Origin of the sequence: Allomuricauda sp. M10 (assembly GCF_020782875.1) — a bacterium.
Classification (GTDB): Bacteria; Bacteroidota; Bacteroidia; order Flavobacteriales; family Flavobacteriaceae; genus Flagellimonas.
Genome location: NZ_JAJGBN010000004.1, coordinates 145840 through 168833, shown reverse-complemented (window position 1 = coordinate 168833; position 22994 = coordinate 145840). Strand labels below are relative to the sequence as shown.

The following is a 22994-nucleotide window of genomic DNA, read 5'->3' as shown; positions in this document are numbered from 1 at the left end:
CTTATCTTTAGAAAAATGTTCCCTACCTAATACCAGTTATGAAGAAACAGATAAATGCTTACAGCAGTATCCTAGACCTAATTGGAAGTACCCCCTTAGTCAAGCTTAACAAGATTACAGCCCCACTTGCCGGAAACTTCTACGCCAAACTGGAGGCCTTTAACCCTGGGCATTCCTCGAAGGACAGAATCGCTGTTCACATTATTGAGGAAGCCGAAAGAAAAGGGCTCCTGCATCCAGGTAGTACCATTATTGAGACAACTTCTGGGAACACAGGATTCAGTCTGGCGATGGTGAGCATTGTTAAAGGTTACAAATGCATTTTGGCCGTTAGCTCCAAATCCTCACCAGACAAAATTGATATGCTTCGTTCCATGGGAGCCAAAGTGTATGTTTGCCCTGCACACGTAAGTGCGGACGACCCAAGGTCGTACTATGAAGTGGCCAAGCGTTTGCACAGCGAAACCAAGGATTCCATCTATATCAACCAATATTTTAACGAACTGAACATTGATGCCCACTACAAGACCACCGGTCCTGAAATTTGGGAACAGACCAATGGTCAGATTACGCATTTGGTTGCGTGCAGCGGAACCGGTGGTACCATTTCCGGTATTGCCCGTTATCTTAAGGAGCAGAATCCAGCAGTGAAAGTTTTGGGTGTTGATGCGTACGGTTCCGTATTGAAAAAATACCATGAAACCGGTGAGTTCGATCATAATGAGGTGTATCCATACCGTATTGAAGGTTTGGGCAAGAACCTGATTCCATCAGCTACCGATTTTAATAGCATAGACCGATACGTAAAAGTAACGGATGGTGAGAGTGCCCACATGGCCCGTAAATTGGCGCATACCGAAGGTATTTTTGCTGGGTACACCAGTGGAGCGGCTATGCAGGCTTTGTTCCAATTGGATACCGAAGGGGAATTTACTGCCAACAGCAATGTGGTAGTGGTATTCCCAGATCATGGCTCACGTTATATGAGCAAGGTATACAGTAACGAATGGATGGACAATCAAGGATTTTTTGACATCCAAAATGCGGAAGTGCCAGAAAAAATTGAATACATCAAATAATGAATACTTCATTATAATATTAAGGAACGGCAATGCAAAACATTGCCGTTTTTTTATGCTAAAAATTCGTTGTGCGAGCAACGTAAAAATATATACTTTTGCAATTGAATAAAATTTTAGGTAGATGAGAGATTTATTTGATAGAATCATTGAAAATAAGGGACCACTGGGAAAATGGGCATCACAGGCCGAAGGATATTTTGTATTCCCGAAATTGGAAGGACCCATTTCCAACCGCATGAAGTTCCAAGGAAAGGATGTTATAACGTGGAGTATCAATGACTATTTAGGTCTGGCGAGTCTGCCCGAGATTAAAAAAGTGGATGGTGAAGCAGCCATGGAACACGGGGCTGCATACCCTATGGGTGCCCGTATGATGAGTGGACATACCGATTACCATGAACAATTGGAAAAAGAATTGGCCGCTTTTGTACACAAACAAGCTGCCTATCTTTTAAACTTCGGGTACCAAGGATTTATGTCCGTGATCGACGCCTTGGTTTCCAAGGACGATATTATTGTATACGACGTGGATTGCCACGCCTGTATCATAGATGGGGTACGTTTGCACATGGGCAAGCGTTTCACTTTTAAGCACAACGACCCTGAAAGCTTGGAGAAAAACTTGGAACGCGCCACAAAAATGGCAAACGAGACCGGGGGTGGTATCCTTGTAATCTCTGAAGGGGTATTTGGAATGCGTGGGGAGCAGGGAATACTAAAGGAGATTGTTGCCCTGAAGAAAAAATACAAGTTCAGGTTTATGGTCGATGATGCACACGGTTTTGGAACTTTAGGTAAAACCGGTGCCGGAGCAGGTGAGGAGCAAGGTGTACAGGATGAAATCGATGTATATTTGGCCACCTTTGCCAAATCTATGGCCGGTATCGGTGCTTTTGTAGCGGCCGATAAGGAGATCATAGAATATTTAAAATACAATCTTCGATCTCAAATGTTCGCAAAATCCCTTCCTATGATTTTTGTGAAAGGAGCCTTAAAACGTTTGGACATGCTCCGTAGCAAGCCAGAATTGAAGGCAAAACTTTGGGAGAACGTAAACGCACTTCAAAATGGATTGAAAGAGCGTGGTTTTGATATTGGTACCACTACCAGTTGTGTAACTCCTGTATATTTGAACGGTAGTATCCCCGAAGCAATGGCTTTGGTAAAAGATCTTCGTGAGAATCACGGAATCTTCTGCTCAATAGTAGTGTATCCGGTAATTCCAAAAGGATTGATCCTATTGCGTTTGATTCCGACCGCTACACACACTATGGAAGATATCGCCGAAACACTGGATGCCTTTTCATCTATTCGTGAAAGGTTGCAAAACGGAACATACAAGCGTTTGTCCGCTGCTGTTTCCGCTGCTATGGGGGAATAAATATTCTCGAAAACATATAAAAGCCGCACAGTTCATGAACTTGTGCGGCTTTATTATTGGAACAAATGTGGTGATTCCAGAACTTCAGGAAAGGAATCAGCAATTGATTTAAATTCTTCAAATGTCATGTGATACTCAAATGAATTATCTGCTGTTATGGATTATTCAATTGTTGCCTTAATCCAATCTTTGACAATATCCTTTAATTCGGACTTGCTGTTTTCAATTTCCGTTTTGTTTTTGAAGGAGGCAATTGCTCTATCATTTTCCTTCCAAGCAAGCAGTTTTGTGTTGGTGGACAACAATCTTTCCTTGGGTTGTTCCAGTTTTTTCACCCCTCGATGAAAAATCAATTGGATTTGTTTTGGGGGTTGGATTTTCATGGTAATCCGATCGGCATCACCAATGCAATAATTTGGGCCGTTCCACTTCACATTTTCACTGAGCTTTGGTTCAGCCTTCAATAGTAATTCCCGCAACTGCTCTATTTCTGCCCGTAACGGATGGTTGAGTTGATCCAAAAAAGTGGTAACATCTTGGTTTTTATTCATTCTATTGGCTATTGAAATTTTGAAATACTATAATGGCGTTCATAAACTTGTTGACTTATCTTTTTTTAAGAGCTGGCACCCAAGAAATCCAAAACTCAACAATCAAAAGGGGTAAAACCCAACTCATCCATTCATAGGTTGCATCTTTGACTTCTTCACTATGAATAAAAAACAAGAGGTTCGCTTTATACACAAGGTCTCCCAATAATCTTAGTACCACAAAGGTCAGGGCCAAAGTATAACTGCGAATCATGAACAACCGATGGTTTTTAATGTCCTTCCTTTTGATGGTCACCCAAGCGGAAGTGGTCATGAACAACCAAAGCAGGGCCAAAATGACAACGGGCACAATGGAACCTTCATACGGTTGCGTTATGCCCAATATCAATGCAGTCAATCCTCCCAGTAAAGATCCTACGATATAAATTTTCCCAAGGAGGCGATGCCATTCCACATACCGAATCCGAAATTTGTTCCAGAATTGTATCGGTCCTAAAATCAATGGTGCCAGAGTGGTGAACAGATGGAATACAAACAAGAACTGCTTATTCCAAAATGTCGGTCCTGTACCTTCATTAAAAAACCGAAAAAGAATGGCACGGTACAAATAATAAGCACTGAAGATTACAATTACGGTCCAAAACACCTTTGGTCTGACCTTTTTCCAAGTATTCATGCTACTACTTCTTTATGTGGTTGTATTTTTTCAGGATTTCAATCAATTTGTCGTGGGGAATGGCCAACCAGGTACTTGTAGTAGTGATAGCATTGAATTTGTCAGTTTCAACTACAAAGGGAATCCCCAATTCCTTCGCGCGAGGTTTTTGGGCATAGCCAATGGATGTGATCAACAAGGCTATCAAGGGTAGTACTTGTTTCATTAGGTTAGTTATTTATGTGCCTAATCTACAAGTTTTTACCTTTGACTGTACAAGATATCTTTGCTTAAATTTTCTTCTGGATTTGCCAAAAATGGCCAAAAGGGTCTTGGAACATTCCCTGGCGATATCCATAATCGTGGTCTGTGGTGGGATTGATCAATATGGCCCCTGCCGCTATGGCTTTATCCATCACTTTTTGCACATTCGGCACAAATAGGCCAATGATAGTGGTAACCCCTTTTGCACTTTTGGGTTCCAAGGAATTGCCCCGCATGGTTTCATGAACATGGAAAATAGCTCCGTCAAAATTCAATTCGGCTACATGGATGCTACCGTCATCATTTCGGAAACAGAAATGTTCCACAGCTCCCCATTTGGTATAAAAACCGATTTCGAGTGTTCCTTTGGGGATATGCAGTTCGGGGGCGAAATGGGTAGTGGATCCTTCTTGGGACATAATTAATTCAAATTAAACCAGTGTTTACTAAAGGTAGTTACTTTACTGGTTATGAATTGGATTTAAGGTAATAAAGTGATTTTAAGAATAATTCCCATCTATCTAAAAAATTAGAGCAATATCCCAAGTCTATTTCTTCTTCAAGACAAAAAGGTCTTTTCTTCTGTCCTTGAGATTGCGCACACTACCAAATCGATGTAGTTCACGGAGTAGGTCAATATCCAGATCCGCAATCAAGATCATTTCGGTATTCGGCGTGGCTTCCGCCTTTATTCCGTTTGTAGGAAAGGCAAAGTCGCATGGAGTGAATACCATGGATTGTGCAAATTGAATATCCATATTATGCACATTGGGAAGGTTGCCCACACTTCCTGCAATAGCCACATAACATTCGTTTTCTATGGCCCTCGCCTGTGCGCAATTCCTAACCCTGGAGTAGCCGTTTTGAGTATCTGTCAAGAAAGGCACAAATAGGATATCCATTCCTTCATCTGCCAGCAACCTGCTTAGTTCCGGAAATTCGGAATCATAACATATCAAGATCCCGATCTTACCACAATCGGTATCAAAAACTTTTAGTTCATTGCCACCCTGCATTCCCCAGACCTTGGCCTCATCAGGTGTCACGTGTAATTTTTCGTACCGTTCCACCGTTCCGTTCCGTTTGCACAAATAGCCCACATTATACAGTTTGCCATTTATAATCTCCGGCATACTTCCTGCTACTATATTGATATTGTACGATATGGAAAATGCCGAGAATTGCTGAACAATGTCACTGGTATGTTTAGCCAATTCGCGGATGGCCTCTGCTTCACTCAAATGGTTATTTTGGGCCATTAAGGGAGCATTGAAAAACTCGGGGAACAAGGCAAAATCAGAGCGATACCCTGATACGGCATCAATAAAGTATTCTGCTTGCTGCATTAAGGAAGCTACATCTTTATAGGGCCTCATTTGCCATTGTATGAGCCCCAGCCGTACCACCTTCTTTTTAATAGCGGCCTTTTTTGCTGGCTTCTCGTAATAAATGTTGTCCCATTCCAACAGCACTGCAAATTCCTTGGAGGCCGCGTCACCTTCCAAATATCCTTGCATGATTCTGGTCGGGTGAAAATCATTGGAAATCTGGAAGTTCAGCACTGGGTCATGAATCTCCCTTCTTCGCACTTTTTCAATATACTCCTTAGGACTTATTTCGTGGGAATATTTGTGGTAGTTGGGTATTCTTCCTCCAAAGGCAATACCTTTTAAATTTTTCTTTTCACAAAGTTCCTTTCTGTAATCATAAAGTCTTCTTCCCAACCGTAGCCCCCTGAACTCTGGCTTGATGAAAACATCGATTCCGTAAAGTACATCCCCATCGGGTGTATGGGAATTAAAAGTGTAATTGGAAGTGATTTCGCGATAGGTATGATTTTCATCAAACTTGTCATAATCCACAATAATGGACAAGGCACAACCGGCAATTTGCCCATTTACCTTGATTACAACCTGTCCTTCGGGAAACTTTTTAAGCAACGCGCTGATATGTTCCTCTCCCCAATATGCCCCGGGCATGGATGAGTAGGCGGATACCATAACATCCTTGATTTCCAAATAATCCTCAAACTGAAGATACAGTAGTTCAATATTGTCAATGTCGCTAAGCTCCATTTGTCTTTATATTTAAGTTTTTGATGTTTTGATAAGGCTGTCCAATTCCCAATGTTTTTCTTTTATCATGCTTAGGGCAAAGGCGCACCCGGCAGCACTGAAAACAGAGTAATCAAAAGCTCCTTTGATTCCTGTTGAAAATGTCATGGATATTGCAAACAAAAGCAATAAAATACCACTCCATTTAGCAAACAATTCCGTTTTAAATCCGATGAGCAAGAAAAGGGCAAATACAATTTCGGCTGCAGTGGCCAAAAATCCAAGGGTTGGAATTAAGGTTTCCGGAATCCAAGGATTAATCATTTGTGTATAGGCCAAGAAATTTTCCCAATTGCCCCAAACGGATATTTCTGCTGGCCAAATGCCCAAACGATCGGCCACGGCGGATAAAAAACTGGCCGCCAAGGCAAAACGTAAAAAGAGCTTTACATATTTGATGTTGTTCATGTATGCTTAATTTGTGAAAACGTATTATTCCGCTGCATCCTTTGAATTGGGTATCACAGGATTCTGGTATAAAGGAAGATTTTCTTCCTTTTTATGTGCTAAATTTAGTGTATGGTTAAGTTGTAACCAAAAAGCATTGGTGTGGATATATTGTCCTGCTGTTGATGTATTGAAAAATTGATTGTTCCAAGCCAAGGCTACCGCCACCCATTTATTGAACTGTACCGTGCTCGTCACAACAAATCTGTTCTTGTCGAAAACATTATAAACAATCTCCTTTCCTGCATTCACCATTACTTCATCACTTATCCCCAAACTCAATTTAAAGTCTGGGTTTTCCTTGGACAGGTTGGCAATAGGGATTCGGGTTGATAATGCATATCGAAAACGTACCGCGAAAGTATTCTCGGATTGAATGTCACCATCTACAACCGGGTTATAAAACCGTTGTTCAAATCGAAAACGATGACTCAGTCCAAACTTTTTCTCAGGATTGGCCCTGACCAACAGTTCTTCATACGGCCTGAATTCCGCCAAATAAGTTGCTCCTTCCCGTTTTAATTCTGCATAGGTAAAACCGGTACTCAACCGAACCGTTCTGTTCAAATTATAACCGGTTCCAACCCTTCCAAAGAAGAGGGTATATTTTTCAAAACTGTCCCTCCATCGGGTTCCTGTGTTTCCAAAAAACATCCATTTTTCACTGGTGATCACATTCAGATTGTATTGAATCCATTGTTCCCCGCGGTGAATGATTTCCTTTTCCTGGGCGTTATCTTGGTTGGGCCACAAAGTAAATAACAACAGCAGCCCCATAAAGGGCCACTTAATTTTCATGAAAGTTGGTTTTTTGAGGTTGTGAGGCTGGCATTTGGTTGGTTATTTGTGGTTATAAATCTTTTCGATAGGTACGGCGTCTTTTATGGGTTACGGGATCAAAATGCTTCCACATTTGTCTTATGGCCACATTATCCTCCAACTCAGGCGTACGAATACAATTGACCACACCTTTTTTCTTGAAGGTATGATGAAACTCGTTGAAGATGATGGAGGTGACGCCTTTATTTTGATAGGAGGGATGGATGCCGATGAGATAAAAAATAACATCCTTGCTGTTCTTTTTCGCACTTAACAGATGGAAGATTCCGGTCGGGAACAATTTTCCATTTGCTTTCTGCAAGGCTCTTGAAAAAGAGGGCATCACAATGGCGAAGGCCACCAGATTATCCTCGGAATCCACCACAAACTTGATGTATTCCGGGTTGATGAAACTGATGTATTTTTTCTTGAAATATTCCTTTTGCACATCGGTAATCCTAACGAAAGACGAAAGCTTGGCATAAGAATCATTGAACAGGTCGAACATTTTGTCGACCCACGGCATAATCTCGGAGCTTTTTTGAAAGTTCATTTCTTTAAGGCCATAGCGTTGTTTGATCAGCATATTGGCTTTTTCAAAAAGCTTCGGGTCGGCATTGGCCGCCAAAAACTTGTTTTCCAGATATTCCTTCTCCTTTACAAAACCATGATGTTCGTAATGCGATTGGTAATACGGATGATTGTACCATGTGATCATGGTTCCAATATGATCAAACCCTTCAATAAGTACCCCAACCTTATCCAAATTTGAAAACCCGACAGGACCTTCCATGTACTCTAGTTGATGTTGGAATCCTATCTCTTTTACTTTTTCCAAAAGGGCTTTGGAAACTTCAAGGTCGTCCTCAAAATCGAACCAACCGAACCGCATTTTCTTCAAGCCTTGGTCATTCACCTCCAACCAATTGATGATGGCAGCTATCCGTCCAACCACTTTATCACCTTTATATGCGAGAAAAAAGGTGGCTTCGGCATTTTGAAAAACAGGATTCTTTTCCGGGTCAAAGGATTCCATTTCATCATTGATGATGGGCGGTACCCAATATGGTGAACCTTTATAAAGGGAAAAGGGGAATTTTACGAAAGTTTTTAAATCTGATTTAGATTGAACCTGCTTTACGGTAACCATGTATCCTAATTATATCTTCAATATTAGGAATATTACCTACAGTAGAAAAATGATAAGGGCAAAACTTAGAAATCTATGTCATCTTTGTTTTTATCCTTCTTCTTTTTTGAGTTTTTCTTATTGGCGTTCTTCTTTATTGCACCATTCTGACCTGCTTTTTGGTCGTCGATGGGGATTAGCTGGTCTTTGTGGAAGTCTAAACGGTACGAAAAGCCCAAGACCACGAATACTTTGGAAGGGGAATTGTTAAAACCGGAACCCATGTGAATGTCCGCCTGAAAATTGGAACTAATCAAACGGGCCACGCCGGTTCTTAATATCACATCGGAATAACGGTCACTGGAAATTCCCTGTCCTTCAAAGAAAACACTCCAACGGGGATCTCTAAAAGCATGACTAAGGGACAATGCCGCACGCCATTCCGGGAAATCGGTCCCGATACGATCGTATGCAATATTCGAAATCAATACAAACCTTGGCGACAACCTACTTTGGGTATTAATGGCGCCCCGATAAGAAAGGCTAGGTTCACCTGGATAAAATGGATTGTCGTTAAACAAAAAGTTCGCTCCTGCATAAACAGAAACGGCCGGAATCAAATTTTTCCATTGAAAAACATTATTGGCACGCCAACTATACAAATTGGGCTTGTTGCGTTCGGGATTCTTATACGGATCATAGACCAAATATTTCAAGCCTAAGCGATTTCTGGAGAAATTGGTCAGTTTACCTTCAATATTATAATCAGGGTATGAAATGTTTTGTTTGATGAAAGATCCTTCCAAATTGATTTCCAACTGCTCAAACAACAATCCATACCGAAGTGCGAAATCCGTTCCGAAAATGTTCGAATCCGAATTAAGGTCGGCATTATCTTGCTGTTCGTATAACAGTCCGACTTCTACTTGGGCCACATTTTTGCCCACTGCATAGGCGCTTACCGCCCTTCCGGGTCTATTGGAATTGATGACGTCTGTATATTGCGCACTCAACAATGCAGGGAACAGAATCAATACAAAAAGGGATTTTTTAAGGATGGAAAGATCCATATAACTGGGTTTTAATACTATTTTAAGATACGTTTGACCGTTTTCCGTTACTAACAGTGTAATTTTGATACAATAACTGAGGTTATATGGTTTTACTACAAACGATTTTAATTGTCATATTAGTATACTACGCCCTTAAAATGCTTTGGACGTGGTTGGCTCCCAAACTGCTTAATTATGCAGTGAAGAAGACCAGTGAGCGGTTTGGTCAACAATTTGGTGGCCATCAGGCGTATGACAACACTAAGGAAAGGGAAGGGGAGACCTCCGTTTTTCAGAAGCCTCCCAGAAGGTCCAATCCGTCAAAAAAAGTTGGAGAATACATAGATTTTGAAGAAATTGACTAATATTTGTCTTTTCAAAACCTATCCATGAATCTCTCGCCAAAGGCCCTAATCACCCATATTTGTGTAATCGGAATGCTTGTTCTTGTATCACTGGTCTATTTTTATCCAGTATTGCAGGGCAAGGCCATTTTCCAGTCGGATATTGCCTGGTACAAGGGCATGTCCAAGGAAAGGGACGATTACAAAGCGGCCACTGGGGAAGAGTCGTATTGGACCAATAGTGCTTTTGGTGGAATGCCCACCTATCAGTTGGGGGCCAATTATCCCAACGATTATATCAAGAAATTAGATCATGTGATCCGATTTTTGCCAAGACCTGCAGATTACCTATTCCTTTACTTACTGAGTTTTTACATTTTATTGCTCTGCTTAAAAGTAGATTTTAGGCTGGCGGCATTGGGAGCTCTCGCCTTCGGCTTTTCTACCTATTTGATCATTATTTTAGGAGTTGGACATAATGCCAAGGCACATGCTTTGGGATACATTCCCATGGTTTTGGGAGGAATTGTTCTCGTGTTCAGAAAAAAATACATTCTCGGTTTTATTTTGACGGCGTTGGCCATGGCGTTGGAAATCAGCGCCAACCACTACCAAATGACCTATTATTTTATGCTTTTGGTCGTGGTCATGGGCTTGGTGTATTTGGTTTACGCCATTAAGGAAAAGGAACTGAAGCATTTTTTCATTTCCGTTGGCATTTTGATTTTGGCCGTGGTCCTTTCCATTGCCACCAATGCTACTAGTTTGATGGCAACCAAGGAATACGCCGATTGGAGTACTCGTGGTAAATCGGAGCTTACTATAAATCCCGATGGGAGTCCAAAAGAAATTACTTCTGGATTGGACAGGGAATACATCACCCAATACAGCTATGGTATCGCCGAGTCTTTGGATTTGTTCTCCCCTAGATTATTTGGTGGATCGGGTGGTGAGGATTTAGGCAAGGATTCCAAAGCATATGAATACTTGACCAATCAGGGGTTGCCCCCAAGTAAGGCACTGGAATTTTCAAGCGGATTGCCTTTGTATTGGGGAGATCAGCCCATAGTGGCTGGGCCGGCATACATTGGTGCCATTGTTTTCTTTTTGTTTGTTTTGGGTATCATTTTGGTGAAAGGAAAGAAAAAATGGTGGTTGTTAATCGGGGCCATTATGTCCTTGGTGCTCTCTTGGGGTAGAAACTTTTCCGTGCTTACGGACTTCATGATCGATTACTTCCCATTGTACAACAAATTCAGGGCGGTATCCTCCATTCAAGTGGTGTTGGAGCTTTGTCTTCCTGTATTGGGAATATTGGGCTTGTGGGAACTTTTTAAGGCTTCAGTTGACAAAAAAGAAAAACTCAACGCTTTAAAATGGAGCTTTTTTATCACGTTGGGATTGGGTGTTTTCATCTTCCTTATCAAAGGATTTTTCAGTTTTGAAGGATTACGGGATGATATGTACCGCGGCTATTTTGGGGATGATGTGATGACCATGATCAAACGCGATCGCGAGGCAGTATACATAAACGACACCATTCGTTCGTTGGTCTATGTGACCTTGGCGGCAGCTGCCCTTTGGTTTTTCATCAAAGATAAAATTGGAAAGAACACATTGGTTTTGGCCATGGCGGCCTTAATTCTGTTCGATTTGGTAGGGATTGACCTCCGTTATGTGAACGAAGATGATTTTGTTCGTCAAAGAGAAGTGAACGAGCCATTTCAGGCAAGTCAGATCAATCAATTGATCCAACAGGATGATTCCATTTTTAGGGTCTTTGATCCTGAGGAAGGTGTAAACGGTTCCAGAACGTCCTATTTTCATATGTCGATAGGAGGCTACCATGCCGCTAAACCCCGTGCTTTGCAGTATTTGTTCGAGTATCATCTGTACCAGAACAACTTACAGGTATTGAACATGCTCAATGTAAAGTACATCATCCAAAAGGATGAAGATGGAAAAAGTTTCCCTGCCATTAATCCTGATGCCAATGGAAACGCTTGGTTTGTGGAGCAGTTGTTACCGGTATCCTCTGCAAATGAAGAAATTACCAAATTAAAAGATTTCAATTCCAAAAACCAGGCTGTTATCAATACCAAAACATATCCCACGCAAACCAAACTTCGTTTTGAGGTGGATTCGTTGGCAAGTATAGGTTTAGTGTCATACCGTCCGGATTATCTCAAATATAAATCCTCCAATCCAAACGAAGGATTCGTGGTATTTTCAGAGATGTACTACCCATCAGGATGGGATGCCTATATTGATGGGAAACCTGAACCCCATTTTAAAGTGGATTATGCCCTTCGTGGGATAAAAGTCCCTGCTGGAAACCATGAAATCGAATTTAAATTTGAACCCCAAATAATTGAAAAAGGTGGTAAAATAGCTCTTGCCGCAAACATTCTACTCGGCTTGATCATATTAGGCGGAGCAGGATATTCGATAATTGGAAGAAAATCCGAGGATTCGTAATGCAAAAGATCTTGGTCATAGCATACTATTGGCCTCCTGCCGGGGGACCAGGGGTACAGCGGTGGCTAAAATTTGTAAAATACTTGCCCGATTTCGGTTACGAGCCTGTGGTTTATGTGCCAGAAAACCCAAGTTATCCGATCACTGACCTTAATTTGGAAAAGGAGATACCTTCTAACATTAAAATCCTGAAGCAACCGATCAAGGAACCTTATGGCTGGGCGGGATTGTTGTCCAAAAGGAAAACCAAGACCATTAGTTCAGGGATCATACAGGATAAAAATCCTTCTTTGGTTGAAACCATTTTACTTTGGATCCGTGGAAACTTTTTTATTCCGGATGCCCGTAAAAGCTGGGTGAAACCTTCGATTCATTTTTTGGCAAAAGTAATCGCCGATGAAGGCATAAAGACCATCATTACCACCGGTCCTCCACACAGTTTACATTTGATCGGATTGGGTTTGAAAAAGAAGTATGATGTACAATGGATTGCTGATTTTCGTGATCCTTGGACATCCATCGGATATCATAAGAAATTACGGTTGACACCATGGGTGGCCCAAAAACACGAATCCCTTGAAAAGAAAGTATTGGTTTCAGCCGATAAAATAATCGTAACCAGTCAGACCACCCGGAGGGAGTTTGAAGCCATCACACCAAAACCCATAAAGGTGATCACCAACGGGTTTGATGAGCATCTTGCCCCAAGGGAATTGGATCAAGATTTCACCATTTCACATTTGGGTTCGTTGTTGACTGGTAGGAATCCATTGGGACTATGGCAAGCCATTCAAGAGCTTGTTTCCGAAAACGAGAGCTTTCAAAAAGTATTGAAAATCAAATTGGCCGGGGTCATCAGTGATGAAGTCCAAGAAAGTTTAGCATCCTTCGGTTTGGATATTTTTGTGCAGCAATTGGGATATTTACCCCATGATCAAGTGATTGGAACCATGCAATCATCCCAGGTTTTGCTATTGTTGGAAATTGATTCCGAAGAAACTAAGGGCATCATTCCCGGTAAATTATTCGAATACTTGAATGCAAAACGACCTATTTTGGCCATTGGTCCGAATGAATGGGAGGCAGGTAACATGGTTGAGGAGTCCAATGCAGGGAAGTTTCTACACCATTCGGAGGTGGCCATGTTAAAAAATGTACTTTTGGATTGGTTCAACCAATACCAAAAAGGAAAATTAGAGTGTCAGTCGAAGAACGTTGAACAATTCCACAGAAAGGCACTTACAGAATCCTTGGCAAAATTTATCTAATGGGAGTTGTTCTAAAGCAATCGGTACAAAATGTAGTGGTTACGTATTTGGGTTTCATTTTTGGAGCCGTGAACACTCTCTTTCTATACACTAAAATATTGCCTGCCGAATATTATGGACTCGTTACCTTTATTTTGGCTTCCGGCGCCATTCTCATGCCTTTGATGGCCTTCGGCATACACAATACCTTGGTCAAATATTACAGCTTTTATTCGGATGATCAAAAAGATGGGTTCCTTACCCTTATGCTTTTGGTCCCGCTACTGGGTATTGTTCCCGTGGCACTGGTTGGATTGTTTTGGTATGATCCACTGGGTGATTATGTTTCACAAGTCAATCCAATTGTAAAACACTATTTATGGTATGTGTATTTTGTTGGATTGGCCATGGCTTATTTTGAAGTGTTCAACGCTTGGTGCAAGGTACTTATGAAGTCGGTTTTTGGCAATTTCATGAAGGAGGTGTTTGCAAGGGTAGGGGTTTCCATATTGTTGCTGCTGTATTATTTCGAAGTGATATCCCTTGATTTGTTTTTCAAATCCTTGGTCGGTCTGTATTTGTTGAGAACCATAATCATTAAGATCTACGCATTTTATTTACGGTACCCAAGGCTTAACTTTAATTTTCCAGCGGGTACCAGAGAAATCCTTTCCTATTCTTTTTTGATCATTTTAGGAGGATCTGCTGCTTTGATTTTACTTGAAATTGACAAGGTTATGCTCAACCAGTTTGTCAATATTGAGAATGTGGCCTATTATGGGGTAGCCGTTTACATTGCAACAGTGATCATTGTGCCCTCAAGGGCCATGCACCAGATTACCTATCCGTTGACTGCCGAGTTATTGAATTTGGGCGATTCTGATGGATTAAAGAAATTGTACCAAAGAAGTTCATTGACGCTTTTTATTGCTTCTGGGATTTTGTTCGTTTTGATCATTTTGAACCTGAATGACCTATACTTAATGATCCCTGAAAATTATAGGAGCGGTTTTACGATTGTTTTCTTGATTGGCTTGGCCAAAGTGATGGATTCAATTTTAGGGAACAACAATTCCATTCTTTTCAATTCCCAATATTATAGAACGGTTTTGGTATTCGGGGTAGGGTTGGCCATCCTTACCATTGTGCTCAATTATATACTTATTCCCAAATTGGGATTGGAAGGTGCAGCATTGGCCAGTTTTGTTTCTATTTTGATTTTCAATATTGTCAAATTGGTTTTTGTAAAAATGAAATTTGGCATTTTGCCTTTTACACAAGCTACTTTTAAGGTGCTGGCGACATTGATTTTGTTGACCGTGTTGTTCAACTTGGTGCAATTTCCTTTTCATCCTATCATCAATATTCTATTGAAATCTACCTTGATTACCCTCATGTACGTTGGCATTCTTTATCGGTTTAATATTTCAGAGGATGTTACCGGTATGCTATCCAAATGGTTGAAAAAAAATACCCCGTAGCGGATAAATCCAACCACGGGGTAAACAACTAACCAACCTAAAAACTCTCTTTTATTCGTTGTGTCTGGAACTTCTGGTAGTAGAAGCTCTAGAGCTACCTTTCTTTGTTACAGCATTAGAACTGCGGTTTCCATTTCCGTTAGAACTTCTGGCAACCGTTCTCTGGGTATCGTTACCCCTGCTCACTGTGGTCCTACTTGAATTTCCCCTGGCTTCAGGTTTTTGGTAGGTACTTTTAGTGGTACGGGTCACCGTCCTACTATCTGGAGTGGTACGAACCGTTCTCTCGGTCACACTCTTGCTGTTGGGCGTGCGTGACACACTTTTCTGAGAAATCTCCCTGCTGCTCCTAGACCCATTATCAGCTCTTCTGTAATCGCTGTTCTTTACAGTTCTAGAAGTTGTTGCCTGTCTTTTCACAGTATTGTTGGAACGGGTCACGGCATCGCCTTTTCTATAGGAATTTTGATCTACATACTTGTTGCTTCTACCGTTATCCCCACTTCTACGGATGCTGTTATCACGTACTGTCACCCTTTTATCATTTCTATAGATATTGTCCCTTCTATAGTGGTTGTCGTTACGGTATACCTTACCTACTGAAGCATAAGCTCTACGGGTGTTGTACCTGTAAGGTGCATAGTAAGTATATCGCACTGGGCTATAGTACCTTCTGTAAGGAGAGGTATATACGTTACAGAATCCGATGGCAGGTCTAGCAAAATACCCATGGAAAGGTCTGTACACATAATATCTGTTGTAAACGTTGATGTATCCGGTATAGTGGCTAAATACGCCACCATTGTAATACACATGTAGACCACCGATTCTACGTACCCTACCGTTATTGTACCAAATGTCTACGCTACCAATTTGTGAAACTCTACCATAATAATCATAGAATACAGGGATGTTCTCCACTTGGATCACGGCACCGTAATCATCATACTGTACATAGGGGTTATAGTCGTAACCGGAGTTGAAAGTAATCCCAACGTTTCCGATTTGGGCACCGATGCCTACATTCACCCGACTGTCCATATAGAAGTCGAACTCACCATCAGGATACACTGAAAAAGTAACCCCATCTTCAACAAAGATGAAGGAGTTTCCATATCCACGGATGGTACTGGTGCTAACTGTATTTTCTAATGTTGCGGCCTGGATGTTCGGTAACCCAAGAGCAACTGCTGCTATTAAGAGTACTAACTTTTTCATACTACAAGGTTTTACGTTCTAGATACAACTATTTGCATCCACCCTTGTAATAACAATCAGCGTGCCAAAAATTTACAATGATTTATAAATAACTGAATATCAAATAAATAAAACTTTATATCTTATCTTTAAGATATTTTGCAGTGAAGGATTTCTTGTTTTGGATCACTTCCTCTGGAGTTCCTTCGGCCATCAATTGTCCGCCCAACTCTCCTCCTTCAGGACCCAGGTCGATGATATAATCCGCACATTTGATGAGTTCAATGTTATGCTCGATCACAATGATGGAGTGTCCTTTGTCAATCAGCTCGTCGAACGATTTGAGCAGTTTTTTAATATCGTGAAAATGCAACCCCGTGGTAGGTTCATCAAAGATGAACAAGGCCTTTTCTTTGGTATGGCCTTTAACCAAGAAAGAAGCCAGCTTAATACGCTGGGCCTCACCACCAGAAAGGGTAGAGGAGGACTGCCCCAAGGTAACATAACCCAACCCCACATCTTGCAAGGGCTGTAACTTGGCTACTATCTTGTCCTGTTTGTTGGATTGAAAATGTATTATGGCATCATCAATGGTCAGGTTCAGGATGTCATCGATGTTTTTGCCTTCAAACTGAACTTCAAGTATATCTTTTTTGAATCGTTTGCCGTTACATACATCACATTCCAAATGCACATCGGCCATAAACTGCATTTCCACAGTAATTTCGCCTTCACCTTTGCATTTTTCGCATCGGCCACCATCCACATTAAAGGAGAAATGCTTGGCCTGATACCCACGCAGTTTGCTCAATTTTTGGTTAGCGAACAAACTTCTAATGTCGTCATAGGCTTTTATATAGGTAACCGGATTGGAACGGGATGAACGTCCAATGGGGTTCTGGTCCACAAATTCCACATGCTTGATGTGGACATATTTGCCCTCCATACTGGTGAACTGGCCTGCTTTTTCGCCATACCCGCCAACTTCCTTTAAAATGGAGGGGTACAGTATTTTTTTGACCAAGGTGCTCTTGCCGCTTCCTGATACACCAGTGATTACGGTCAACATGTTCAGCGGAAAAGTGACATCAATATTCTTAAGATTGTTCTCCCGTGCACCTTTTATTTGTATGTAGTGTTTGGAATTTCTTCGTTCCTTCGGAACTGAAATTTCCATGGTGCCATTGAGATAGGATGCAGTAAGGGAATCAGACTTTAAGATGGCTTCCATAGTGCCGGTAGCCATTACACGACCACCCAAGGTACCCGCTTCAGGGCCAATATCGATGATTTCATCAGCAGCTTTCATAATGTCCTCGTCATGTTCCACCACAATAACGGTATTGCCCAGGTTGCGAAGGGATTTTAGTACTTCAATCAGATTTTCGGTGTCCTTGGGATGCAGACCAATACTGGGTTCATCCAAAATATACATGGAGCCCACCAAACTACTGCCCAAACTTGTAGCCAAGTTGATACGCTGACTTTCCCCACCGGAAAGCGTGTTGGATTTTCTGTTAAGGGTGAGATAGCTGAGTCCCACTTTATCCAAAAAGTCCAACCGTGTGGTGATTTCCTTCAAGAGCCTGTTTGCTATGGCCGTATCATGTTCGGACAGTTGCAAATCTTCAAAGAAAGGAAACAGTTTTCGGATGGGCAGTTCTATTAATTCCGATAAGGATTTACCACCGACCTTAACATAATTGGCCTCAACACGTAGTCTCTTGCCTTTGCAGACGGTACACTTGGTTTTACCTCGATACCGGGACAACATCACCCGATTTTGAATTTTATAACTCTTTTCTTCCAATTGTTCAAAGAACTTATGGATACCTATAAAATACGGGTTGCCTTCCCAAACCAATTGTTTTTGTTCTTCGGAAAGTTCAAACCAAGGTTTATGAATAGGAAAATCGAATTTGTAAGCGGAGTTGACCAATTGGTCTCGGTACCAACCCATGCTTTCACCTCGCCATGGAAAAACAGCATTTTCATATATGGATAATGAAGTATCGGGAATGACCAAATCTTCATCGATTCCAATCACATCACCGTACCCTTCGCATTTGGGACAGGCACCATAAGGGTTGTTGAAACTGAACAGGTGAACATTAGGCTCCAGGAATTTGATGCCATCCAATTCAAACTGATTGCTAAATGTGCGGGTCTCCCCATTTTCCAGGTTCTCAATGGCACATTCCCCTTTTCCTTCGAAGAAGGCATTGTCCACCGCATTGGCCAATCGGTTCAGAAAATCCTCATCATCCTTAACAATAATACGATCCACCACAAGGTCGAACTCCCGTCCTATATCTTTTGGTGCCTGGTCTATTCGGATAACATTACCATTATATTTAATACGGGCATATCCTTGTTTGGAAAACAACTCAAGCGATTTGATGGGGTCTCGTTCTTCTTTAATAGTGATCGGAGCCAATAAAAGGAGCTTGGTTTCGTCCTTTATACCTTTAACATAGTCCATCACATCACTTACGGAATGTTTTTTCACCTCTTTCCCCGAAATGGGAGAGATGGTCTTCCCGATGCGGGCATATAATAATTTAAGGTAATCGTATATCTCGGTAGTGGTGCCAACCGTAGATCTGGGGTTGGTAGAGTTCACCTTTTGTTCTATGGCGATGGCCGGGGCTATACCTTTTATATAATCCACTTTCGGTTTGTCCAGCTTCCCCAAAAACTGTCTGGCGTAGGAAGAAAGGCTTTCCACATAACGCCTTTGCCCTTCGGCATAAAGCGTATCAAAGGCCAAACTTGATTTACCGGAGCCCGATAATCCAGTGATAACCACCAGTTTGTTCCTGGGTATCACCACATCTATATTTTTGAGATTGTGCAACTTGGCACCTTTAATGATGATATTGTGCTTGGGATCAACGTTGGTAATGGCCGTCATTTGTTAAAATTAGGGTCTCAAAGATACGACTCCCCACTCTTAATACGTATATTGCACCAGTTAACATCTAAAATTTAGCATCTCACAACATAGTTTTTTAGGTCGCCTACCTATTTATCTATATTTGAAGTGTAATTAAAATACTGATAGGCCTATACAGAAATAATTACTTTTTAAGATTAAAAACTAAATACCTGAAGTCTTTCTTGGAAAGGAAGGACCATGTTTTAACCAAAAAAGTAATTTGTATGGAACTACAGATTAATGACTCGATTTTAGTAAAAAACTACATAGCAGGAGACGAGAAAGCTCTTGAGACTCTCATCAACCGCCACAACCAAAGGATTTCCAGTTTTATTTATTCCAAAGTAATGGATAGGGATGTTGCAGAGGACATCTTCCAGGATACCTTTATTAAAGTGATCAAAACTTTAAAAAGAGGTAACTATAGCGAAGAAGGCAAATTTTTGCCTTGGGTCATGCGAATCGCACACAACCTGATCATTGACCACTTTAGAAAAAACAAAAGGATGCCCAAGTTTGAGGGAAGTGATGACTTCAATATTTTCTCCGTAATCAAGGATGAAAAGTTGAATATTGAAAAACAGATCATCAAAGATCAGATTGAAAGCGATCTTACGCTTTTGATAGATGAACTGCCCGAAGACCAAAGAGAAGTCTTGATCATGCGTATCTACAAGGATATGAGTTTCAAGGAAATCTCCGAAAACACTGGGGTTAGCATCAATACCGCCTTGGGAAGAATGCGTTATGCCCTTATTAACCTCAGAAAAATCGTTGATCGTAAGAACATCGTTTTAACGAATTAATAATACAGTACGTCGAAGACTGCAATATTTCCAATCTAGCTGCGTTATCTATATTGAAACATTTATGCTAGAATATGGAAAACATTTACTCTGAAGAACAAAAATCCGTAAAAACGGTAAAGGCTAGCCAGAAGACTATTGATTTCTTGCTTAGCTATTCAAAATCGATTCATGTAGTTGACTACAAAAAACACCAGTTTGAAGTAACGTTAAATTAATCAATGTTCAAACTGACGAAAAGAGCCGCAATTAGCGGCTCTTTTTGTTTTTATAATATTCGTCCAATACGGTTTTTCTGCCAATGGTTTTTGTGATGATGTCCTTTTCCAGGTTCCAACCTCGTGCTGGGGAAAATTCCCTTCCATACCAAATGATCTGCAAATGGAGTTTGTTCCATAGTTCCATTGGGAATAATCGTTTGGCATCCCGTTCTGTCTGCACTACATTTTTTCCATTACTGAAACCCCAACGATACATAAGTCGGTGAATGTGGGTGTCCACTGGAAAAGCAGGAATTCCAAATGCTTGTGATACTACAACACTTGCCGTTTTGTGACCAACTCCCGGTAATTCTTCCAACAATTCAATTTCCTCGGGGACTTCACCATTGTATTTTTCAATCAAAATTTGAGACAGTCCATGAATCCCTTTTGATTTCATAGGAGATAACCCCACCGGTTTGATGATTTCCCTAATTTCCTCAACCGTAAGCTTTACCATATCATATGGGTTATCGGCACGTTCAAATAAAAGAGGAGTAATCTGGTTCACCCGAACATCGGTGCTTTGGGCCGACATCAACACAGCGATCAATAGGGTATAGGGGTCTTTATGGTCCAGCGGAATAGGAATGGTTGGATAAATCATCTCCAAAGTAGAAATGGTGAAGTCAACTTTTTCTTGTTTGGTCATTTTTGTTTAATTTTACACTAATAACATTAAACAATAATTTCAATCCAGAAGCTATGAACATGTTAAAAGTAGGGGATAAAGTACCTGATTTTTCAGCAAACGACCAAGATGGAAATATAATTAATCTGAAGGATTATACGGGAAAATCCCTAGTGGTTTTCTTTTATCCAAAGGCAGATACCCCTGGCTGTACGGCAGAGGCATGTAACCTTCGGGACAATTATAAAGAATTGAAAGACAAAGGGTTTGAATTGCTCGGAGTTAGTGCTGATTCTCAAAAGAAACAGACCAATTTCAAGAATAAATACAAATTCCCATTCCCATTATTGGCCGATGAAGACCATACGGTCATCAACACTTTTGGCGTATGGGGACCTAAAAAATTTATGGGTCGGGAGTATGATGGCATTCACCGAACTACCTTTGTGATCAATGGTGACGGTATCGTGGAAAAAGTAATCGATAAGGTAAAGACCAAGGACCACGCCGCCCAGCTATTGGAAGATTAATCAAGGTTTGTCACATAGAACGCAGTTGAGAACGTATTCCATGAATTGCATTTCGACTGCGCTCGAACTGACGGTTTTCAACAATCTGGAAAATAGTAAAATCTACTATTCCTTTTCTTCCAGAACCTTTCGGGTAAAAAGATGCTTTTGTTTGATGATCTCCGCAATACCTTCCGGTAATTCAGCTTCCCAGCCTTCTTCATTATTGATGATCTTTTTCAATACGTCACGGGAGAATATGTGGAGTACTTCTGGATCATAATCGATGATGTCCATCACTTTTCCATTGTACTTGAAGAATTTATAAAGCTCTTTCATCCTCGGATGCACCTTAACATTGTTGCTGGTTAGGATTTGTCCGGTATCCGGATCCTTCATGGGGTAGAGGTATACCTTCAGATCCTTGAAGAACAATTTTCCGAAAGCCTCCAAAATACCACCACTTAAATGGCGATAGTATTTTTCATCGAATACATCCACCAAGTTGTTCACACCCATGGTAAGTCCAATCTTGGCTTTGGTGTAGTTGTTGAAATATTCCACCAATTTGTAGTATTCCTGGAATTTGGAAATCAATACGGTATGTCCCAGGGCACATAAAAGCTCCGCACGGTCCATAAAATCCTGTTCATCGATTTCCCCTGCCGCTTTTAAGTTGGAAAGGGTAATTTCGAACACCACAATCGTATTTTCATATTCCACCGTTTGTTCCCGAATGAATATGTCATACGATTTTTTGAACATATCCATATTCACCTTGGTTACGGGTCTAAAACTACCGCGAAGCGCCAAAATGCTCTTTTTATACAAGACAGCTGCAGGCAACAAGTTGTTTCCATCAGGACCGAACATTACGGCATCTGTCATGTCGTTCTTGATCAACTGAAGACTCATCAACCTATTGTCCACATCGGCAAAATTGGGTCCGGTAAAGTTCACCATATCAATTTCCAAAGTGTCCTTGTCAATATGGTCGTATAGATATTTCAGCAGTTTTTTGGGCCTATCAAATTTGAAGAATGCCCCATAAATCAAGTTTACACCCAAAATTCCAAGGGTTTCCTGTTGTAAACGGGCTTCATTCTGTTTAAATCGAATATGGAGTACAATTTCGTCATATTCCTTTTGGTCTGGATCCAACTGAAAACGGATTCCGACCCAACCATGACCCTTGTATCGTTTTGAAAAATCGATCGTAGCCACCGTATTGGCATAGGTAAAGAACAAATAGTTCGGATTGGTTTCCCTCCCGATTCGCTCTTCCACCAAGCGCATTTCGTGGTCCAACATTTTCTTCAATCGGGACTGGGTCACATACCTGCCATCCTCTTCAATACCATAAATGGCATCACTAAAGGATTTATCATAGGCGCTCATGGCCTTTGCAATGGTTCCTGATGCACCACCGGCCCTAAAAAAATGTCTGGCCGTTTCCTGTCCTGCACCAATTTCGGCAAAGGTTCCATAAATATCAGGGTTCAGGTTGATTCTTAAGGTTTTGGCCTTTATGGACGGGATATTTTCAAAGGCATTTTCTTTGCTAGGTACAGAAGGCATATCCGGATTTTTATTGAAGAACAAAGTTACA

21 protein-coding genes are annotated in these 22994 nt (G+C 41.1%); 8 read left to right on the top strand and 13 right to left on the bottom strand.

From position 1 onward, the window contains the following. The first annotated feature begins 38 nt into the window (after nt 1–38). Entirely contained in the window at nt 39–1079 is a 1041-nt protein-coding gene (locus tag LKX84_RS11985) for a PLP-dependent cysteine synthase family protein (RefSeq protein ID WP_228237402.1), read from the top strand. 124 nt (nt 1080–1203) lie between these two features. Then, nucleotides 1204–2463 carry an aminotransferase class I/II-fold pyridoxal phosphate-dependent enzyme gene (locus tag LKX84_RS11980; RefSeq protein WP_228237401.1) on the top strand — a complete coding sequence of 420 codons (1260 nt, stop codon included), beginning with the start codon at nt 1204–1206 and terminating at the stop codon, nt 2461–2463. A 161-nt stretch (nt 2464–2624) separates the two neighbouring features. Here LKX84_RS11980 and LKX84_RS11975 read toward each other — a convergent pair whose 3' ends face one another. The 9 genes from LKX84_RS11975 to LKX84_RS11935 all read right to left on the bottom strand — a co-directional run bounded on the left by LKX84_RS11975 (nt 2625) and on the right by LKX84_RS11935 (nt 9512). Continuing rightward, nucleotides 2625–3014, bottom strand: coding sequence for a DUF1801 domain-containing protein (locus LKX84_RS11975; protein ID WP_228237400.1), 390 nt, complete (start codon nt 3012–3014; stop codon nt 2625–2627). Nucleotides 3015–3069: 55 nt separating this feature from the next. After that, nucleotides 3070–3690, bottom strand: a complete 621-nt coding sequence (locus LKX84_RS11970; protein WP_228237399.1) for a DUF2306 domain-containing protein — start codon at nt 3688–3690, stop codon at nt 3070–3072. A 4-nt stretch (nt 3691–3694) separates the two neighbouring features. Then, the gene (locus LKX84_RS11965; RefSeq protein ID WP_228237398.1) at nt 3695–3895 is read right to left on the bottom strand and encodes a hypothetical protein; all 201 of its coding nucleotides are present in this window, start codon (nt 3893–3895) and stop codon (nt 3695–3697) included. A gap of 64 nt (nt 3896–3959) precedes the next feature. Further along, on the bottom strand, nt 3960–4352 hold the full coding sequence (locus LKX84_RS11960) for a VOC family protein (RefSeq protein WP_228237397.1): 393 nt from the start codon (nt 4350–4352) through the stop codon (nt 3960–3962). A 129-nt stretch (nt 4353–4481) separates the two neighbouring features. Beyond that, nucleotides 4482–6008 (bottom strand): carbon-nitrogen hydrolase family protein, encoded by a 1527-nt coding sequence (locus LKX84_RS11955; protein WP_228237396.1) that lies wholly within the window; start codon nt 6006–6008, stop codon nt 4482–4484. 12 nt (nt 6009–6020) lie between these two features. After that, nucleotides 6021–6455 (bottom strand): DoxX family protein, encoded by a 435-nt coding sequence (locus tag LKX84_RS11950; RefSeq protein ID WP_228237395.1) that lies wholly within the window; start codon nt 6453–6455, stop codon nt 6021–6023. 24 nt (nt 6456–6479) lie between these two features. Then, nucleotides 6480–7292: a DUF2490 domain-containing protein gene (locus LKX84_RS11945; protein WP_228237394.1), complete on the bottom strand. Its 813-nt coding sequence runs from the start codon at nt 7290–7292 to the stop codon at nt 6480–6482. A gap of 52 nt (nt 7293–7344) precedes the next feature. Beyond that, nucleotides 7345–8463 carry a GTP cyclohydrolase gene (locus tag LKX84_RS11940; protein WP_228237393.1) on the bottom strand — a complete coding sequence of 373 codons (1119 nt, stop codon included), beginning with the start codon at nt 8461–8463 and terminating at the stop codon, nt 7345–7347. A gap of 65 nt (nt 8464–8528) precedes the next feature. Then, nucleotides 8529–9512: a transporter gene (locus tag LKX84_RS11935; RefSeq protein WP_228237392.1), complete on the bottom strand. Its 984-nt coding sequence runs from the start codon at nt 9510–9512 to the stop codon at nt 8529–8531. Between the two features lie 86 nt (nt 9513–9598). Between LKX84_RS11935 and LKX84_RS11930 the strand changes: the two genes are divergently transcribed. Genes LKX84_RS11930 through LKX84_RS11915 form a run of 4 tightly spaced genes read left to right on the top strand, consistent with a single transcriptional unit; the run spans nt 9599 to nt 15044 of the window. Then, entirely contained in the window at nt 9599–9859 is a 261-nt protein-coding gene (locus tag LKX84_RS11930; RefSeq protein WP_228237391.1) for a DUF4834 family protein, read from the top strand. Between the two features lie 24 nt (nt 9860–9883). Next, nucleotides 9884–12316: a YfhO family protein gene (locus tag LKX84_RS11925; protein WP_228237390.1), complete on the top strand. Its 2433-nt coding sequence runs from the start codon at nt 9884–9886 to the stop codon at nt 12314–12316. Continuing rightward, nucleotides 12316–13584, top strand: coding sequence for a glycosyltransferase family 4 protein (locus LKX84_RS11920; protein WP_228237389.1), 1269 nt, complete (start codon nt 12316–12318; stop codon nt 13582–13584). The genes LKX84_RS11925 and LKX84_RS11920 overlap by 1 nt, the downstream gene beginning before the upstream one ends. Next, nucleotides 13584–15044, top strand: coding sequence for a lipopolysaccharide biosynthesis protein (locus LKX84_RS11915; protein ID WP_228237388.1), 1461 nt, complete (start codon nt 13584–13586; stop codon nt 15042–15044). The genes LKX84_RS11920 and LKX84_RS11915 overlap by 1 nt, the downstream gene beginning before the upstream one ends. A gap of 51 nt (nt 15045–15095) precedes the next feature. Here the strand turns inward: LKX84_RS11915 and LKX84_RS11910 are convergent, their stop codons facing one another. Together LKX84_RS11910 and uvrA are read right to left on the bottom strand one after the other, a co-directional pair. Next, entirely contained in the window at nt 15096–16262 is a 1167-nt protein-coding gene (locus tag LKX84_RS11910; protein ID WP_228237387.1) for a hypothetical protein, read from the bottom strand. A gap of 115 nt (nt 16263–16377) precedes the next feature. After that, a complete protein-coding gene (gene uvrA, locus LKX84_RS11905; protein WP_228237386.1) occupies nt 16378–19155 on the bottom strand; it encodes an excinuclease ABC subunit UvrA in 2778 nt (925 codons plus the stop codon). 248 nt (nt 19156–19403) lie between these two features. Between uvrA and LKX84_RS11900 the strand changes: the two genes are divergently transcribed. Continuing rightward, on the top strand, nt 19404–19985 hold the full coding sequence (locus LKX84_RS11900; RefSeq protein WP_228237385.1) for an RNA polymerase sigma factor: 582 nt from the start codon (nt 19404–19406) through the stop codon (nt 19983–19985). A 249-nt stretch (nt 19986–20234) separates the two neighbouring features. Here the strand turns inward: LKX84_RS11900 and LKX84_RS11895 are convergent, their stop codons facing one another. Further along, nucleotides 20235–20897: an endonuclease III domain-containing protein gene (locus tag LKX84_RS11895; protein WP_228237384.1), complete on the bottom strand. Its 663-nt coding sequence runs from the start codon at nt 20895–20897 to the stop codon at nt 20235–20237. 53 nt (nt 20898–20950) lie between these two features. Here LKX84_RS11895 and bcp point away from each other — a divergent pair, with 53 nt between their 5' ends. Then, on the top strand, nt 20951–21406 hold the full coding sequence (gene bcp / locus LKX84_RS11890; protein ID WP_228237383.1) for a thioredoxin-dependent thiol peroxidase: 456 nt from the start codon (nt 20951–20953) through the stop codon (nt 21404–21406). Between the two features lie 105 nt (nt 21407–21511). On the opposite strand, the gene LKX84_RS11885 is transcribed toward bcp, so the two are convergent. Next, the gene (locus LKX84_RS11885; RefSeq protein ID WP_228237594.1) at nt 21512–22963 is read right to left on the bottom strand and encodes a TonB-dependent receptor; all 1452 of its coding nucleotides are present in this window, start codon (nt 22961–22963) and stop codon (nt 21512–21514) included. Nucleotides 22964–22994: the final 31 nt, after the last annotated feature.